Raw genomic sequence first — 17,634 nt, forward strand, 5'->3', positions numbered from 1 at the left:
AAATGACACTTTTTAATTATACGCCTATCGTATAATTAGTCAATTTACATTTTAGTAAATTTACAAAATATTGTGTTAACAATAGTTAAATTTAAACTTAAATAATATAATAACTGTATTGTTATCAAATTATTTAATAAGAAGGTGTTTAAGATGACGCATAAACAAGCCAATGATCAAGTTTTAGCTTTTTTGGAAAAGGATGGTCAATGGAGGGAAGCCTATCAATATCTTAGAGATTTAATATTTGAAGAAACTGAATTAGAAGAGACCTATAAATGGATGCATCCGTGTTATACATTAAACGGCGCAAATGTCGTATTAATCCATGGCTTTAAACATTATGTAGCGTTACTCTTTCACAAAGGTGCCATCTTGGAAGATGAATATCATACATTAATTCAACAAACGGAGAAGGTTCAAGCAGCGAGACAATTAAGGTTTGAAACATTAGATGAGATTAAAGCGCGTCGTGAAGAAATTCTTTATTATGTGAATGAAGCAATTAAAGTGGAAAAAGCTGGCAAGAAAGTAGAAATGAAGAAGACAGAGGATTACGACATACCTGAAGAATTACAAAGTAAACTTGATGAAGTGCCAGAGTTTAACGAGGCGTTTTATAATTTAACCCCGGGACGTCAACATCAATATATTTATCATATTTCACAAGCGAAACGCAGTCAGACAAGACAAAGTAGAGTGGAGAAATATTTTAATCATATCTTAGAAGGCAAAGGCATGTATGATAAGTAAAATGTAGTTCTAAGATCAAATTTCACTCGTTTAAGTTGTAAAGAAATTCTTAGATAAACATTTACTTATTTTTGTTGCGATGCTTCCCAGGTGGGCTGTCTCTAAAGCAGTTCTAAGGTAGATATTTACTTGTTTAAGTTGTGCGCTTTCCTGTGGGAAAGGCTCGTGCCTGTAGTCACTCGACACTTTCTTTTCCACTAGGAGTCGTCACAACTACACTTCGTAATCTACCTTAGAACTACTTACATAAGTGCCATGCACTTATGTTCATTAATAACTCTAACTCCTTCATGCATCACACAAAAGTATTCGTAGTTTATCTTTAGAATGTCTTACATAATCCTCATTTAAAACTATGAAATAAATTATATTGAAGTACCGTGTTTATTAAATATATATAAAGATTTTTAGTATTGTAGCGAGAATTTTATAAGTATTATAATTTTAATGAATTTAAGCGTTTAAGTACTTATATAGTTCTAAAATGGATAATGGAACGTAGTTGAGCGACGCCTGAGGGAACAGTACAAGTTGAAGATCTTAGAAACTTCCACAGATTTATCTGTGAGAAATTTCAGTCCCCTAGGCAAGCGTCTCAACTTAAGTGTAATGGAAATCCATTTAAGAACCACTTTAGAAATACTAGCTAGAAATACGAAGTATTGAATACATAATAAGCCCCTCCATAAAGTGAAATATGGAGGGGCTTTTAGGGAATGATATTATTATTTAATCAATAGATTAACCGTTTAATTTAACTAGGATTTTAGCTTGTGATTTATCATTTACTAGTTGTTCGAAACCAGATTCAACGATGTTTTCTAATTCGATTTCATCTGTTACTACGCTCTTAACATTTAAGCTTCCATTCGCAATTAAATCAATTGTTTGTTGGAATGTAGTAGGTGAGTAAGCGATAGTTGAAGCTAAGTGGATACCAGAGTTAGTTAATAACATTGGATCAAAGCTAACTTCGTGCGCAAAGATTGAAACGATAACGACTGTACCTCTAGGACGTGTTACTTTAACAGATTGTGCTAATGTCACACCTACACCAGCTACTTCGAAAGTAACGTCTACACCATTCTCAGTGTGTTCGTTAATATATTCAACTGGATCTACGTCACCAGAATTAATAATATGTGTAGCGCCTACTTCTTTAGCTTTAGCTAAACGTTCTTCTGATAAGTCGAAAACGAAGATTTTACTTGCGCCAGCTGCTTTGGCTGCAACGACAGCTAATAAACCGATTGGTCCAGCACCAAAGACTGCTACAGTGTCGCCGAATAATAAATTACCTTCTTTAACAGCTTGAACTGCTACTGCTGTTGGTTCTACTAATGCACCTTCTTTGTCAGATACATTTTCAGGTAAAGCATAAACATTTTCTTCAGGAGCATTAGTGAATTCTGCGAAACCACCATCTGAACCTAATCCGATGAATGAGTAACCATCATATAAATCTACGCTTTCGTCTTTTTCACGTTTAGAAACAGTTGGGTTAACAACAACGCGATCGCCTTTTTTATATTTAGTTACATCTTTACCAACTTCTTCAACCACACCAGCAAATTCATGACCTAAAGTAACAGGTGCTTTTTGACCTAAGAATGGGTCAGGTTTATCAGTAGAGATAAAGACAGGTCCTTCTAAATATTCGTGTAAGTCAGTACCACAAATTCCAGCCCAAGATACTTTAACTTTCACTTCGTTATCTTTTAATTGTTTAGGTTCGCGATCTTCAACACGAACATCTTTTTGACCATACCATACTGCTGCTTTCATAAAGTAAAACATCCCTTCGTTAAATACTAATTACATCTTTAGATTAATACTAACGATTTAGGAATTCAATTTTTCCTAATAAAATTTCGTTATTGATTTTGAAGATTTCGACAATTCTACGAACTTTGTTGCTGACAATAATATTTATTAGTATTTAATTTCTTTTGCTTTAAAAATGGTGTTGAACTTTTCCTAATTGTTATGTTGCTTAAATGTTATAAGCATAAAAATTAAATTGTGAAATTTTTTTAATAGTTTCAAACATGTAACGTTTCAAAAAATTATATAGGATATATATAAATAAATGATGAAAAATTAACGAATTTCATTGAAATTGAATTTACTAAAATTTTATGAAGCAAAGGTCATGAGACCCTTGTTTGACTTATGACACATTTGTTTAACAACGGGACTAATGGCCTTTTTATGTTCGTTTATTTTTCTTCAGGGTTTAAATAGGAAGGAGAAAGCTAATGGCGCTAAGTATTAAAAACTTAACCAAGATTTATTCAGGGAATAAAAAAGCGGTAGATAATATTTCATTAGATATCGAATCTGGGGAGTTTATTGCTTTTATTGGGACAAGTGGTAGTGGTAAAACGACAGCTTTACGAATGATTAACCGTATGATTGAAGCTACTGACGGAACTATTGAAATGAATGGGAAGAATGTGCGAAGTATGAATCCAGTAGAATTACGTCGCAGTATTGGTTACGTGATTCAACAAATTGGGCTTATGCCACATATGACTATTCGTGAAAACATTGTGTTAGTACCGAAACTTTTAAAATGGTCTAAAGAAAAGAAAGATGCGAAAGCGAAGGAATTAATTAAGTTGGTTGATTTACCTGAAGATTATTTGGATCGTTATCCATCTGAATTATCAGGCGGTCAACAACAACGTATAGGGGTTGTACGTGCATTAGCAGCCGAACAAGATATTATCCTAATGGATGAACCATTTGGTGCATTAGACCCTATTACGAGAGATACTCTACAAGATTTAGTAAAAGAATTACAACAAAAACTAGGAAAAACATTCATATTTGTAACACATGACATGGATGAAGCGATTAAATTAGCAGACCGCATATGTATCATGTCACAAGGTAAAATTGTGCAATACGATACGCCAGATAATATTTTGAGAAATCCAGCGAATGATTTCGTTAAAGAGTTTATTGGTCAAAATAGATTGATTCAAGACCGTCCTAATATGAGAACTGTGGAAGATGCGATGATTACACCTGTTACTGTTAATGCAGATGATTCGTTGAATGATGCAGTTAACGTTATGAGACAAAGACGTGTTGACACTATCTTTGTGGTGAATAATCATAATCGCTTATTAGGGTTCTTAGATATTGAAGATATTAACCAAGGTTTACGCCAAGGTAAAGAACTTATCGATACCATGCAGCGTGATGTTTATAAAGTACATATAGATTCAAAATTACAAGATTCAGTTCGCACAATTCTTAAACGGAATGTTAGAAACGTTCCAGTTGTTGATAACGATAATACGCTAATTGGTTTAATTACACGTGCTAATTTAGTAGATATCGTATACGACTCAATTTGGGGCGAAAGTGATGAAGAAATGGAATTATCAGATTCACATATGAACGATGTAGAACGTGAGAATGAAATTGGTAATCAAGAGAAAAAGGACCTAGCGCAACACCAACATGAAGATGCGACACATAAACAACAAGACGTAACGGATCGTTTTGATACAGAGAATTTGGATGATACGCATAATTCAGGAGTTGATCGTTAATGAAAGAATTTTTCCAAGAATATGGAAGCCAACTCGTATCGAAAACAATCGAACACTTCTACATATCAGTGATCGCGTTATTGCTTGCGATTGTCGTAGCGGTACCGTTAGGCATTTTATTATCTAAAACTAAGCGAACTGCGAATGTAGTGTTAACGATTGCGGGTGTGCTTCAAACGATACCGACGTTAGCCGTTTTAGCACTTATGATCCCAATCTTTGGTGTAGGTAAGACACCAGCGATTGTTGCTTTATTTATTTACGTATTGTTACCCATTTTAAATAATACCGTACTTGGTGTACAAAATATTGATAAAAATATTATTCAAGCTGGAACGAGTATGGGTATGACGAATTTTCAATTAATGAAAGACGTAGAGTTGCCACTTGCGTTACCGTTAATTATTAGTGGTATTCGCTTATCAAGTGTGTATGTTATTGCTTGGGCGACATTAGCAAGTTATGTCGGCGCAGGTGGTTTAGGCGACCTTGTATTCAATGGTCTGAACTTATATCAACCACCAATGATTATTAGCGCTGGTATTCTTGTTACTTGTTTAGCTTTAATTGTTGACTTCTTGCTTTCTTTAGTTGAAAAGTGGGCCGTGCCTAAAGGACTTAAAGTATCTAGATAATTGAAAAGGGAGGATTTCTAAATTTATGAAAAAGTTTAAATTAACTTTCATACTTCTGGCATTGTCCCTCCTTGTATTATCTGGATGCGGATTACCAGGTCTAGGCGATGGCGATGCGAAAGACAGTGTAAAAATCACTGCAACAGAAACTAGTGAAACGAAGATAATGGCAAATATTGAGAAATTAATGATTGAACATTACACACATGACAAGGTTAAACCAACGATTATAGGTAACTTAGGATCTAGTATCATTCAACATAACGCGTTACAACGTGGTGATGTGAATATGTCAGCGGTACGTTATACAGGTACTGAATTGACAAGTGTTTTAGACGCGCCACCGACGAAAAATCCGAAAAAGGCGATGGCAGAGTCGCAAAAACTTTTCAAAAAGAAATATGATCAAAAGTTCTATAATTCATTTGGATTTGCCAATACTTATGCATTTATGGTGACAAAAGAAGTTGCTGATAAATATCATCTTGAAAAGGTTTCGGATTTAAAAAAATATAAAGATGAATTACGTCTTGGTATGGATACGCAATGGATGAACCGTGCGGGTGATGGTTATCCAGCATTCCAAAAAGATTATGGCTTTAAGTTTGCGAGTGCACGTCCAATGCAAATTGGTTTAGTTTATGACGCTCTAAAGAATAAAAAATTAGACGTGGCTGTAGGTTATTCAACGGATGGACGTATTGCAGCGTATAATTTAAAAATTCTTAAAGATGACCGCAAGTTCTTCCCACCGTATGATGGTAGTCCGTTAGCGACAGAGAAGTTAATTAAAGACAATCCAGAAATTGATAAAGCATTAAAGAAATTAGAAGGTAAAATTAGTACAAAAGAAATGCAGAAATTAAATTATGAAGCGGATGGTAAAGGTAAAGAGCCTGCCGTTATTGCTGAAGAGTATGTGAAAAAACATAACTATTTCGAAGATGATAAGAAAGGTGGTCAAAAATAATGAAAGGTAACTTATTAAGCTCGCTTTATGAATATTATACCTTGAACTTTGGCTACCTTATGGAGTTATTTTTCAAACATTTATTAATGTCGATTTATGGTGTGTTATTCGCGTGTATCATTGGAATACTATTGGGAATACTAATTGCCAGATATTCTAAATTAGCATGGCCCATTATCACGATAGCGAATATAATTCAAACTGTACCTGCTATCGCTATGTTAGCTATTCTAATGTTAGCGTTAGGTTTAGGGCCAACAACAGTAGTTGTAGCTGTGTTCCTATATGCGTTACTTCCTATTATAAAAAATACGTATACTGGAATTACAGAAGTGGATGCTAACATTAAGGATGCTGGTAAAGGTATGGGTATGACAAGTAACCAAATTATGCGCATGATTGAACTGCCTTTATCATTATCTGTTATTATCGGAGGTATTCGTATCGCGCTAGTTGTAGCTATTGGTATTGTGGCTATTGGTTCATTTATTGGTGCACCAACACTTGGTGATATCATCATTCGTGGTACGAACTCAACAGATGGTACGGTTTATATTTTAGCCGGAGCTATTCCCATTGCTTTAATTGCGATTATTATTGATTTAGGGTTACGCGGTTTAGAAAAAAGATTAGACCCAACTCATAAAAGTAAAAAGAATAAACAAGTTCAAAAAATTAATTAATAAGTGTTAGATAAATAAGAAAAGCGTTGTATACGCGTGAAGTTGCACTATAATAGTGCGCTTTCACGGTAACAACGCTTTTTATTATTAGAATAATACTGAAGCAAGTGGTGGAACGATGGCTACGATAATGACACCTACGATAACCACTGCGATACTTCCCATTGATTCTTCTGTTTCCCCTAATTCTTTTGCTGCGGCAACGCCTAATGTATGTCCGCTAGTACCTAACGCTAAACCTCGTGCGATAGGGTTAGAGATTTTAAATAATTTAACAATTTTAGTACCTAATGCAGAAATTACGACTGCGTTTAAAATAACGGCTAATGATGTTAATTCTTTCACACCGCCAATACCTTCAGAAACTGGTAAAGCAATTGCTGTTGTAGCAGCTTGTGGTAACATTGATGCACCGATTTGATCTCCTAAACGGAAAAGGATTGTTACTAAGTAAATTAAGATTAAAGCAACTAATGTACCGATTGCGATACCGCCAAAAATTTGTAGCCAATATTTCTTCAATACGTCACGCTTTTTATATAAAGGAATCGCGAAACTGATTGTTGCTGGTTCTAAGAAGAAGTTGATGATGTCGCCACCAATTTTATAATTTTCATAGCTAATGCCTGTAACTTTTAAGAAAACAATACCTGCTACCATTGCCACAAAGAGTGGTGCAAGTAAGAAGAAACCATTTGTCTTTTTATAAAAGTATTGTGCGATAACAAACGGAATGAGTGAGACTAATATCCCAAAATATGGTGTAGTGATACCTAAATGCTCTGCCATTATTTACCCTCCCCAAGTTTTGTGTTTTCATTTTGTTCTTTAGATGGGAATAATGATTTTGTAACGAATAACTGTGAAACAAATCCCACACAAATAAGTAATAATAATGTTGAAATAATGATTAATAATAAGATTAAAATCGGATGTTGACTTAAGATAGGTAATGAATTAATTACAGAAACCCCAGCTGGTACGAATAAGAAACTAATGTTATTTGTTAGTGCTGTACCGACACCTTCAACTTGTCCCAATTTTACAATTCCTGTACATAATAATATGAATAATAATACCAGTCCGATAACCGATGCTGGCATTGGAAATGGTATAAAGCTTTCAATAATTTTTGAAATTAATAAAACGACTGCAATGGTTAAAGCTTGTTGGAAAAAGCTATATGTTTTTTCAACTTTGCCATTTCCATGACTACGCGTTTCTTGCGTCTTTGCTTGACTCATTATTTTTCGCTCCCTCTCTCTATTTCTCTTAAGTTCAGTTTATTATTGAAGCGGTTACTTTTGGGAGATTAAAAGGCGAGTTACAAAAAATGTGTTGTGAGATGCATTATTTGAAAGGTGACTATCAATAAGGGAAAAGAAGTTCTTAGCTACTTTAAATAAGAGTTAACACATAGTTACTTTTCAGAGAGTTAGAGGTAAAAAAAGAAAAGCTTTTAATCTCATCTTAGCGAGCTGAATTTGAAGGCTCTCCATGGATTAAAAGCTTAGATTTAGTATGATGATACGTAAACGTATTTATTTTAAACCAATTTCTTGCTTGAATGCTTTCATATAAGAACGACTGACTTGATATTTAATGCCAGTTGTCATCGTCACTTGATAAGTGTAGTTAAACCATTGTTCTACGCTATCGATGTGCTGTTTATTAATAATCGTGGCACGATGAATTTTAATGAATTGTTCCTCTGGCAATTTTTTATCATAAGAATTGAGCGGTTCTGTTGATTCATAATCTCTTTTGATTGTAGATATGGTTGTAACACCATTGTTAACTGAAACACCAACGATGTCTGCTAAGTTAATAACGTAAATACGTTCATCGACCTCGATAGGAATAACAGATGGTGAAGCGGTAGTTGACTTATCATTTGGCATAGGGTTTTCTTTTTGTGCAAAATCAGACGATTCTGTCGTATTTGAACGAAGTAATAGGGCACGTTCTACTTTTTGAACGGCTTGCGCGATACGTTCTTGTTCAAAGGGTTTTAAAATATAGTCTAGTGCGTTGAGTTCAAATGCTTTTACAGCAAAGGTATCATGTGCTGTGGCAAAAATGATATAAGGTGCCTGTTTCATTTTTTGAATTTTTCCAGCTAAATCAATGCCACTTTCATCCATTAAATTAATATCAAGAAAGACAAGGTCATACGTTTCATAAAGCAATTTTTCAAGTGTCTCTTCAATATTTTCAGCTTCTTCTATTAATTCGAATCCGCCCATCTCGTCTAATAAATAGTGTAATTCATTACGTGCTAGGGGTTCATCATCTACAATTAGCGTTTTCACTTAGTCTTCCTCCTTTAAATGATGATAAGGGATGTGACAACTCACAGTAGTACCTTGGTCATTAGAATTGAAATGAAGTTGAGCAATAGAACCATATATTCCTACTAAACGACGGTTCAAATTCTCCAATGCGCTTCCTGTACCTGTTTCAGACATGACACTCATTTGACCAATCAATGGTAATTTCTCTGCATCAATACCGTTTCCGTTATCACTTACAGCAATTTTAAGCGCTTGTTGCTCATAGTGAGCATCGACTTTAATGATGTTATCTTTACGTCGATGTTTAAACGCATGCTTAATTGCATTTTCAACTAATATTTGAATAATGAAAGGTGGAATTAACACGTTTTTACAATTTTGGTCGACATTATAATGAATCGTAAAGCGATCTGGGAATCTTGCTTGTTCTAATGATAAGTACGCTTCTACTTGTTGTAATTCTCTCTCCAAAGTAATGGTATTATTACGCGCCCCTTGTAAGTTTGATCGAAAGAACTGGCTTAAATGTAGTAATAATTTGCGGGCCTTTTCACTATCGATACGTACAAGCGCCGAAATCGTATTAATCGCATTAAAGAAGAAATGAGGATTCACTTGTGCTTGTAATGACTTAATTTCGGCATCACGCAAGAGCTTACTTTGCATCTCAGCTTGTCCAAGTTCTAATTGACTTGAGAAAATGTCTGCCAAACCACGCGCAAGTTGTTTCGTTGAAGTTGTGATGTCACGTTCTTCAGTAAAATAAAATTTTAAAGTGCCAGCTATTTCATTATTCGTCATTAAGGGGATAACAATCGCAGCTGTCAAAGGACAATTCGGGTTGTTACAACCAATACTTTCTTTTGAATGGGCTTCCTTCAATTGCCCAGTGCGAATCACTTCTTTAGATAAATGAGTGATAATTTCTTTCTTCGCAACATGATGGTCACTTCCAGCTCCCACATGTGTTAGGATATCTGTTTTATTAGTAATCGCTACGGCAGATACTTTCATTAGCTTTAAAATGATTTCAGCTACTGGCCTTGCTGATTTCTCATTTAATCCCGAACGAAAATAGGGTAACGTTTTATTCGCTAGTTCTAATACGTCATGGGTTTGTATCGCACGTGTTTGTTCTTCTTGTTTAAGCGTCGATAAGATGATAGATAAGAAAATAGCAGTACCAATACTGTTAATTAAAATCATAGGTAATGATATAAATTGAACTAATGACCAAGCAGCTGTTGCATCATCAGCAAAAACAAAAATACAAATCATTTGAATGGCTTCATTTAATGCTCCTATTACTGCGCCAACAAGCATAGTAGGGTAAGTATAACGACGCATCGTACGGTAACCATATACTCCTGATATTAAGGCAATAATTACAGAGGAGATTAAATAAGTATAGGCATTTGCACCACCAATAAATAAACGTGATAAACCAGATATAATACCAACAATAATAGCCACAAACGGTCCGCCAATCAGACCTGACATACCAATGGTTAACACACGTGTATTGGCCATCGAAGCATTGTCATTCAAATGATAATAAATATTGCTAGAAATAATTTTGCCATTTTCAATCTCAATTCCTGTGAAATTAGAAATAATCGCGAAAAGGGAGAAAATAATCGTTAATTGCCATTGAGAGCGTAATTTCTCACGTTCACCCATCATCTTTTTAAAATGATTAACATTCATCAATATGTAGGCAATGATAATGATTAAACCTACGCGCTCAAGCAATAATATAAATAAGTTAAACATATTAAGACACCTTAATTTTAGAAAATTTAAATATACTGTTTATTATAATATGGAAAATTTGATGTTAATAGATTAAAATTAATAACTATATTTACCAGTTATTTTAGAATTAGTCGTTTAAGATATTTTTAACTATTTTAATAAGAAATATTTCATAAAATAAAGTATTTTATTAAGTCAATTAACCTTAATTATGATAAGGTTTTTAATATAAACTATTTTAAATAGTTTTTAGGGTATATTAGGAGGAATTTTTCAAAATGGAGTCTTCAAAAGAGTTTAGGGGAGATAATAAACTACTCATAGGTATTATTATAGGTGTACTAACGTTTTGGTTGTTTGCGCAATCACTCGTTAACATTGTACCAACGCTACAATCATCATTTAATACAAATATGGGTACAATCAATATTGCAGTAGGTTTATCTGCATTATTCTCAGGATTATTTATTGTTGGTGCTGGGGATATTGCTGATAAATTTGGACGCGTCAAGATGACCTATTTAGGTTTAGCTTTAAATATTATAGGATCATTATTATTAATTATTGCACCAATTGCTTGGTTATTATTAATTGGACGTGCGTTACAGGGACTATCAGGTGCGTTCATTATGCCATCAACGCTTGCGATTATTAATGAATATTACATTGGAAAAGACAGACAACGTGCTGTAAGTTTCTGGTCAATCGGTTCTTGGGGCGGTAGTGGTATATGTTCACTATTTGGTGGATTTATGGCTTATACAGTTGGTTGGCAATGGATTTTTATTGTGTCTATCGCTTTATCTATCTTAGCCTTTTTCTTAATTAAACATACGCCTGAAACAAAGTATGAACCAGGACCTGAAGAAACAGAGAATAACTCTAAATTTGATGTAATGGGATTAATCTTGCTTGTGATTACGTTATTAAGTGTTAATGTCATGGTGACACAAGCCGCTGATCGTGGATTATTCTCACCAATGATTTTATCTCTTGGTGTAGTATTCCTAGTGGCTGGAATTTTATTTATCATTCGCGAACTTAAAGCAGATAATCCACTTGTTGATTTTCATTTATTTTTAAATAAAGGTTACAGTGGTGCGACACTCTCTAACTTCATGTTAAATGGTGTCGCAGGTGGTACTTTGATAGTTGTTAACACATATTATCAAAGTCAATTAGGATTTAGCTCGTTACAAGCGGGTCTCATTTCTATTACGTATCTTGTAGCTGTACTTATCATGATACGTGTAGGTGAAAAGTTATTACAAAAACAAGGAGCAAAAAGACCATTATTAATGGGTAGTGGCTTTACCTTTGTTGGTTTACTATTACTATCATTAACGTTTTTACCAAATGTAGCGTATATTATTTCAAGTATAATAGGTTACTTATTATTTGGTATTGGTTTAGGTACATACGCAACGCCTTCAACAGATACAGCGGTTGCTGAAGCACCTGACGATAAAGTTGGGGTAGCATCTGGTGTTTATAAAATGGCGTCTTCATTAGGAAATGCCTTTGGCGTAGCGATGTCTAGTACCATTTACGGTTTTTGTGCTTCACAAATGAATTTACAACTTGGTGGCGCAGCAGGAGTAATATTCAACGCAGGTATTGCTTTAACTGCTTTCGTTGTTATCTTATTCTTAGTTCCAAAAAAAGCAGGTAAAATTTAATATTATATACAAAGTTAGGAACAATGTAGAAATCTTTTATTAAACTGGATTTCTGTATTGTTCCTATTTTTAATAAAAATAAATTAATTTATCTAAAAATTAAGAATATTGTGTGTATTGTATTGACTGACAATAAGTGAAGTAGTATTTTAAAATCATCATTAATAAAAAGGAGTTATGACATATGAAAATAGCGATTGCTGGTTCAGGGGCGTTAGGAAGTGGATTTGGAGCAATGTTATACCGTCAAGGTTATGACGTTACATTAATTGATGGTTGGGAACCTCAAGCTTCAGCCGTTAAAAATGATGGCTTACATATTGATATCAATGGAGAACAACATCATTTAAATATTCCTATGTATCAAGATACGGAAATCCCAGAAAATGCTAAATACGATATCGTCTTTTTATTTACTAAAGCCATGCAACTTCAAGACATGTTACACCATATTCAATCGCATATTCATGACGAAACGATTATGGTTTGTACGATGAATGGCTTAAAACATGAGCGTAAAATTGCAAACTATGTAGATGAAGCGCGTATCGTAAGAGGGGTAACGACTTGGACGGCTGGTTTAGAATCTCCAGGACATACCCATTTAATGGGTGCAGGGCCTGTTGAAATCGGTGCGCTTGTGGAAGAGGGACACCCCAATGTTGACACAGTATTTGATATTCTGGAAAAAGCAAAACTTAATCCTCATAAAAGCGAAGATTTACAACAATCTATTTGGAAGAAAATTTGCGTAAATGGTACAGCCAATGCATTATGTACGATTCTAGAATGTCGTTTATCTAATCTAAATGAAAGTGATTATGCGAGAAAGCTTGTTTATAAAATTACTCAAGAAATTGTTCAAGTTGCGACAGTAGATGGGGTACATTTAAACGCAGATGAAGTTTACAATTATCTCATTGATTTAAATGATAAGGTAGGTCCTCATTTCCCATCGATGTATCAAGATTTAATTAATAATAATCGTTTAACTGAGATTGATTATATTAATGGCGCTGTGGCTAAATTAGGTGCTGAACATCATATCGAAGCGCCAGTTAATCAATTTGTAGCTAATATGGTTCACGCTAAAGAAGAACAACGTCACGCGAAATAATCTAAACGTGTTAAGTCTTTGAAATTACATGCAAATGTGATGTTCAAAGGCTTTAACTATGTTCACTTTTAAAATATGAATTTTGGGGTAAAACTATAAATAATTAAGAAGATGATCAACAAAATAGGAGTTGTGATAATAATGAATCAAACAACGAAACGTATCCTTTTGACTGGTGTTGTAGGCGGTCTGTTGAGTGGAGCTGTAAAGATGGGGTGGGAAGGTCTCGTACCTCCTAGAACACCTGAACGTGATGAAGAGCCACCGCCAATGACATTACTTAATAAAGTAGGTTTACCTGAGAACGTTAAAAATGCTACGTATCACTATAATGGGAATGATGTTCCAGTAACAGTCATGTGTATTCACTATGGCTTTTCAGTTGCTAATGCATTATCTTATGGTTTATTAGCTGAAAAATGTTCAAAGGTTACGGCTTTAAAGGGTTCATTATTCGGTATAGCCGTGCATATCGCATTCCATGAATATATTTTACCGAAACTTGAATTGACGCCACCAGTTAAAGAATTACCAATTGAAGAGCGTATTTCAGAATTGCTAGGTCATATTGTATGGATGAATACGATTGATTTCGTTCGAACTTCTGGACAATAAGTACGAGTTTAGATATTCATTTTCAATAAAGAGAAATAGAAAGGTGAGTATAAAGTATGACCAAAATATTTGTAACAGGCGCGACAGGATTAATCGGTACAAGATTAGTGCAACGTTTGAATGAGGAAGGTCATGAAGTGGCAGGCTTCACGACATCTGAAAAAGGTAAAGAGAAATTAGAACGTCTTAATGTCAAAGCATACATCGGCGACATCTTAAAGGCAGATACGATTGACGCAGCAATTGGAGATTTCCGACCAGAAATCATTATTAATCAAATTACTGATTTGAAAAATGTGGATATGGCGGCGAACACAAAAGTACGTGTTGAAGGTGGTAAAAACTTAACAGATGCAGCTTTAAAATATGATGTGAAGAAAGTTGTAGCGCAAAGTATTGGCTTTATGTATGAACCTGGAGAAGGTTTAGCAACTGAAGAAACACCTCTTGATTATAACTCTGAAGGAGACCGTAAAATTACGGTTGATGGTGTGGTTGGTCTTGAAAAAGAAACAGCACGCATGGATCAATATGTCATTTTACGCTTTGGTTGGTTATATGGTCCAGGTACTTGGTATGGTAAAGACGGCATGATTTATAATCAATTTAAAGATGGTGAAGTGACAATGACAGATGGTGTTACTTCATTTGTGCATTTAGATGATGCCGTTGAAGTTTCTATTCAAGCGATGGCGTTTGATAATGGTATTTACAATGTGGCAGATGACGAACCAGTTAAAGGCTCAGACTTTGTGGCATGGTACGCTAAAGAAGTAGGTGTTGATCCTAAAGTAACCATTCAACCTGCGCAACCATTTGAAAGAGGTATTACGAACGACAAATTTAAAGCTCAAGGCGGAAAATTAATTTATAACACTTGGAAAGATGGTATGCATCCATTGAAATAATGGGAGCGAAAAGGGAGCTGAACCACATTGCGGTTTCAGCTCCCTTTTGTATTTGGAATTATTGTTCTTTTTCTTGTGTATGTTCTGTTTGCGATGATTTATCTGATTCACGACGTTGGCGTTCAATACGTTGTTTTAGCTTTTCACCTTCAGCTTTACCCACTTTAGCATAATGACTATGTGCAAAATGCATTTGAATAATTAAGAATGTTGCACTGACCGCCCAATATAAACTCAATGCTGAGGCAGATTGTAGGGACGCATAGATAATAAATAATGGAGATAAAATCATCATAACGTAATACGATCTGCGTTCATTCTTAGGATAGTGAATGGAGTTCACTAATGGTTGAATAAAGTAAAGGAAGGCAGCGATACAAGTCATAGCGATATCTGTATGCATTAAGTTAAACCATAAGAAGTGAGGATGTTGGATAATACCACCACTTGTCGGATATTTAATGCAAGTATACAATCCTAATAAGATAGGGATTTGAATTAAAATTGGTAATGTCCCAATTAAATTCTTAAATGGATTGATACCGTAATCGTTGTATTTCTTCATTAATAATTTATTTGCTGCGCTTCTTTCTTCTGGTGTCTTAGCTTGTTTAATTTTTTCCTGAATTTTATTAATTTCAGGTTTAACTACTTTTGTTTTGCCACGCACGACGTGAATATTTTTAACTTGTACAAACATTAAAGGCATCAACACAAGACGGATAATTAACACAATAACGATAATTGCTAAACCATAATTATCATGGAATGAGCGTCCTAAGAAATGTAGTAACGCATCCATTGGTCTAACGAATACTGTGTAAAAGAATCCGTGTTGATCTTCTTTATGAGAATAATCGCACCCAGCTAATAAGACAACTAGACTCATAAAGAATAAGGACCATTTCTTTTTCATGTCTCTACTCCTATGCATTGAGGTCTTTAATAATCTTAGTCTTTAGTATGTTTAGCTTAACACACATCGACATATTTTATACGCTTTTATGTTGATTATTCACTATTTTTTGAGTAAGAAGTGTTAGTTATAATGTTCAAGAATATCAATGCAAATAAACTTGTTAAAAGTATAAGTATGCTCATCAATGCTACTTTAGCAGACGTAGGTAACCACGACATAATAAACTGCCAGTCTGTGTTAGCTAAAATAATCGATGGCAATAAATGAATAAGTCCTAAAGTCAATGCAAAAGCCACTAATAGCATTAAAATTCTTATTTTAATATTGCGTGAGCTAAAATTGAACTGCATAGGTTTGCATTTAATAATGAAACGATAGATGAGCACTAAAACCCTAATAATAGCTAATCCTATGATGACTGTAAGCGCAATAATAATGCTTTGCCATTGATTAATTAAATTCTGAAGTGTTGTGACATGCTGATTCGCACTCATCTGAGTATCTAAATGATGTGCAAGTTTTGGGACATTTTTAGAATAGGCATTTGCGAGCACGACGATGCCGTAATCTTTTTTAGGATTCAAAATAATATATGATGAGTAATTCTCTAATGTACCGAGATGATACACCAATGTGTCTTTAGTACTCTCATCTATGAACCAACCTGTGCCGTAACTTGTTGGCGATGAATTTTCCTCGGTTTTCACTTTAGGTTGATGTGTTTCTTTAATTAATACACTTTGCTTAGAATGTGCATTGAGTTGAAAACGAATCCAAGGTTCTAAATCTTTAGTGCCTGTCATCATATAAGCGGCAGGGTTGTCACCAAGATTGAAGTCTGGATTATAAGCGTAGGCCTTACCATACTTCACTTTATATCCTTGAGCGTCATCTGCTTTTTTCTCATTACTTTCTTTAGTAGTTGAGTGATGCATATTTAATGGTTTGAAAATGTGGTCCTTCATGTAATTTGAATAGGATTCATGAGAAACATTTTGTACAATGAGGCCTAACATATCATAGTTCATATTGGAATACTGGAACTGTTTGCCAGGCTTCGAATCAAGTGTACGTCCTTTGATACTGTTGACTATACCAGCTAAATTATTATTCTTTTTAGTGATTTTATCGTTATCGGTGATATCGCCAGGAATACCACTCGTTTGAGCGATTAATTGATCAACAGTAATGTCTTCTTTTTTACCTTTATACTTCATATAAAATCCAGGTATATACTTACTTATTTTATCGTTTAATTTAATTTTGCCATCTTCTACGAGTTGCATAATGGCATAACCAGTAAATGCTTTTGTGTTAGATGCAATTTCGAAACGTGTTTTCGGAGAAACTTTAACCTTCTTATCAATGTTAGCGTAGCCATAACCTTTATTAAGAAAAACTTTATTATGTTTAATAATTAACACCGACATACCTGGGATATGATCATCCTTCATTTCATTGGTAATCATTTTATCAATATAAATTTGAGAGGAAGGGCTAAACATAGAATAACTAGGCTTCATTTTAGTACCTATTGAAATAATAGCGACAATAATGAGCAAAATAATACCACTTACTAATAATTTCTTTTTCATTCTTTCTTTTCCCTTTAAATAACTTTCTATATAGTGAACAACCTAAATGTATAACTGTGATAAGTATAGCAACATTTTTTTGAAATAGCTCAACAAAGGGATTTATACGTTGTTAGCAACATTTTTGAGATGACTATATTATAAA

General features: G+C 34.2%; 16 protein-coding genes. 9 read left to right on the forward strand and 7 right to left on the reverse strand.

Annotated elements, in window-relative coordinates; translation table 11 throughout:
* The first annotated feature begins 153 nt into the window (after positions 1 to 153).
* Entirely contained in the window at positions 154 to 753 is a 600-nt protein-coding gene (locus tag E2558_RS06405) for a YdeI/OmpD-associated family protein (protein WP_126565561.1), read from the forward strand.
* A gap of 741 nt (positions 754 to 1,494) precedes the next feature.
* On the opposite strand, the gene E2558_RS06410 is transcribed toward E2558_RS06405, so the two are convergent.
* Positions 1,495 to 2,538, reverse strand: a complete 1,044-nt coding sequence (locus E2558_RS06410; RefSeq protein ID WP_126565562.1) for a 2,3-butanediol dehydrogenase — start codon at positions 2,536 to 2,538, stop codon at positions 1,495 to 1,497.
* Positions 2,539 to 3,011: 473 nt separating this feature from the next.
* Here E2558_RS06410 and E2558_RS06415 point away from each other — a divergent pair, with 473 nt between their 5' ends.
* The 4 genes from E2558_RS06415 to E2558_RS06430 are packed head-to-tail and all read left to right on the forward strand — an operon-like array spanning position 3,012 to position 6,607.
* On the forward strand, positions 3,012 to 4,319 hold the full coding sequence (locus E2558_RS06415; protein WP_126565563.1) for a betaine/proline/choline family ABC transporter ATP-binding protein: 1,308 nt from the start codon (positions 3,012 to 3,014) through the stop codon (positions 4,317 to 4,319).
* On the forward strand, positions 4,319 to 4,954 hold the full coding sequence (locus E2558_RS06420) for an ABC transporter permease (protein ID WP_126565564.1): 636 nt from the start codon (positions 4,319 to 4,321) through the stop codon (positions 4,952 to 4,954). Before E2558_RS06415 ends, E2558_RS06420 begins: the two co-directional genes overlap by 1 nt.
* A 25-nt stretch (positions 4,955 to 4,979) precedes the next feature.
* On the forward strand, positions 4,980 to 5,924 hold the full coding sequence (locus tag E2558_RS06425) for an osmoprotectant ABC transporter substrate-binding protein (RefSeq protein WP_126565565.1): 945 nt from the start codon (positions 4,980 to 4,982) through the stop codon (positions 5,922 to 5,924).
* Positions 5,924 to 6,607 (forward strand): ABC transporter permease, encoded by a 684-nt coding sequence (locus E2558_RS06430; protein WP_126565566.1) that lies wholly within the window; start codon positions 5,924 to 5,926, stop codon positions 6,605 to 6,607. Before E2558_RS06425 ends, E2558_RS06430 begins: the two co-directional genes overlap by 1 nt.
* A gap of 87 nt (positions 6,608 to 6,694) precedes the next feature.
* Here the strand turns inward: E2558_RS06430 and lrgB are convergent, their stop codons facing one another.
* From lrgB to E2558_RS06450, 4 genes are all read right to left on the reverse strand, one after another.
* Complete coding sequence (gene lrgB, locus E2558_RS06435) at positions 6,695 to 7,396, reverse strand: antiholin-like protein LrgB (protein ID WP_126565567.1); 702 nt, start codon at positions 7,394 to 7,396, stop codon at positions 6,695 to 6,697.
* The gene (gene lrgA / locus E2558_RS06440; RefSeq protein WP_126565568.1) at positions 7,396 to 7,851 is read right to left on the reverse strand and encodes an antiholin-like murein hydrolase modulator LrgA; all 456 of its coding nucleotides are present in this window, start codon (positions 7,849 to 7,851) and stop codon (positions 7,396 to 7,398) included. Before lrgA ends, lrgB begins: the two co-directional genes overlap by 1 nt.
* A 297-nt stretch (positions 7,852 to 8,148) precedes the next feature.
* On the reverse strand, positions 8,149 to 8,919 hold the full coding sequence (locus E2558_RS06445) for a response regulator transcription factor LytR (protein ID WP_126565569.1): 771 nt from the start codon (positions 8,917 to 8,919) through the stop codon (positions 8,149 to 8,151).
* The gene (locus E2558_RS06450) at positions 8,920 to 10,674 is read right to left on the reverse strand and encodes a sensor histidine kinase (protein ID WP_126565570.1); all 1,755 of its coding nucleotides are present in this window, start codon (positions 10,672 to 10,674) and stop codon (positions 8,920 to 8,922) included. It lies immediately after the preceding gene.
* 260 nt (positions 10,675 to 10,934) lie between these two features.
* Between E2558_RS06450 and E2558_RS06455 the strand changes: the two genes are divergently transcribed.
* The 4 genes from E2558_RS06455 to E2558_RS06470 all read left to right on the forward strand — a co-directional run bounded on the left by E2558_RS06455 (position 10,935) and on the right by E2558_RS06470 (position 14,975).
* A complete protein-coding gene (locus E2558_RS06455; RefSeq protein ID WP_126565571.1) occupies positions 10,935 to 12,335 on the forward strand; it encodes an MFS transporter in 1,401 nt (466 codons plus the stop codon).
* Positions 12,336 to 12,519: 184 nt separating this feature from the next.
* Positions 12,520 to 13,452, forward strand: a complete 933-nt coding sequence (locus E2558_RS06460) for a 2-dehydropantoate 2-reductase (RefSeq protein WP_126565572.1) — start codon at positions 12,520 to 12,522, stop codon at positions 13,450 to 13,452.
* 141 nt (positions 13,453 to 13,593) lie between these two features.
* Positions 13,594 to 14,067 (forward strand): DUF1440 domain-containing protein, encoded by a 474-nt coding sequence (locus E2558_RS06465; RefSeq protein WP_126565573.1) that lies wholly within the window; start codon positions 13,594 to 13,596, stop codon positions 14,065 to 14,067.
* A 56-nt stretch (positions 14,068 to 14,123) separates the two neighbouring features.
* The gene (locus tag E2558_RS06470) at positions 14,124 to 14,975 is read left to right on the forward strand and encodes an NAD-dependent epimerase/dehydratase family protein (RefSeq protein ID WP_126565574.1); all 852 of its coding nucleotides are present in this window, start codon (positions 14,124 to 14,126) and stop codon (positions 14,973 to 14,975) included.
* Between the two features lie 58 nt (positions 14,976 to 15,033).
* Here the strand turns inward: E2558_RS06470 and yidC are convergent, their stop codons facing one another.
* Both yidC and E2558_RS06480 read right to left on the reverse strand, forming a co-directional pair.
* Positions 15,034 to 15,891 carry a membrane protein insertase YidC gene (yidC, locus tag E2558_RS06475; protein WP_126565575.1) on the reverse strand — a complete coding sequence of 286 codons (858 nt, stop codon included), beginning with the start codon at positions 15,889 to 15,891 and terminating at the stop codon, positions 15,034 to 15,036.
* A 95-nt stretch (positions 15,892 to 15,986) separates the two neighbouring features.
* On the reverse strand, positions 15,987 to 17,489 hold the full coding sequence (locus E2558_RS06480; protein WP_126565576.1) for a serine hydrolase domain-containing protein: 1,503 nt from the start codon (positions 17,487 to 17,489) through the stop codon (positions 15,987 to 15,989).
* Between the last annotated feature and the right edge of the window lie 145 nt (positions 17,490 to 17,634).

It is taken from the genome of Staphylococcus pragensis (assembly GCF_004785665.1).
In the GTDB taxonomy this organism is placed as follows: Bacteria; Bacillota; Bacilli; order Staphylococcales; family Staphylococcaceae; genus Staphylococcus; species Staphylococcus pragensis.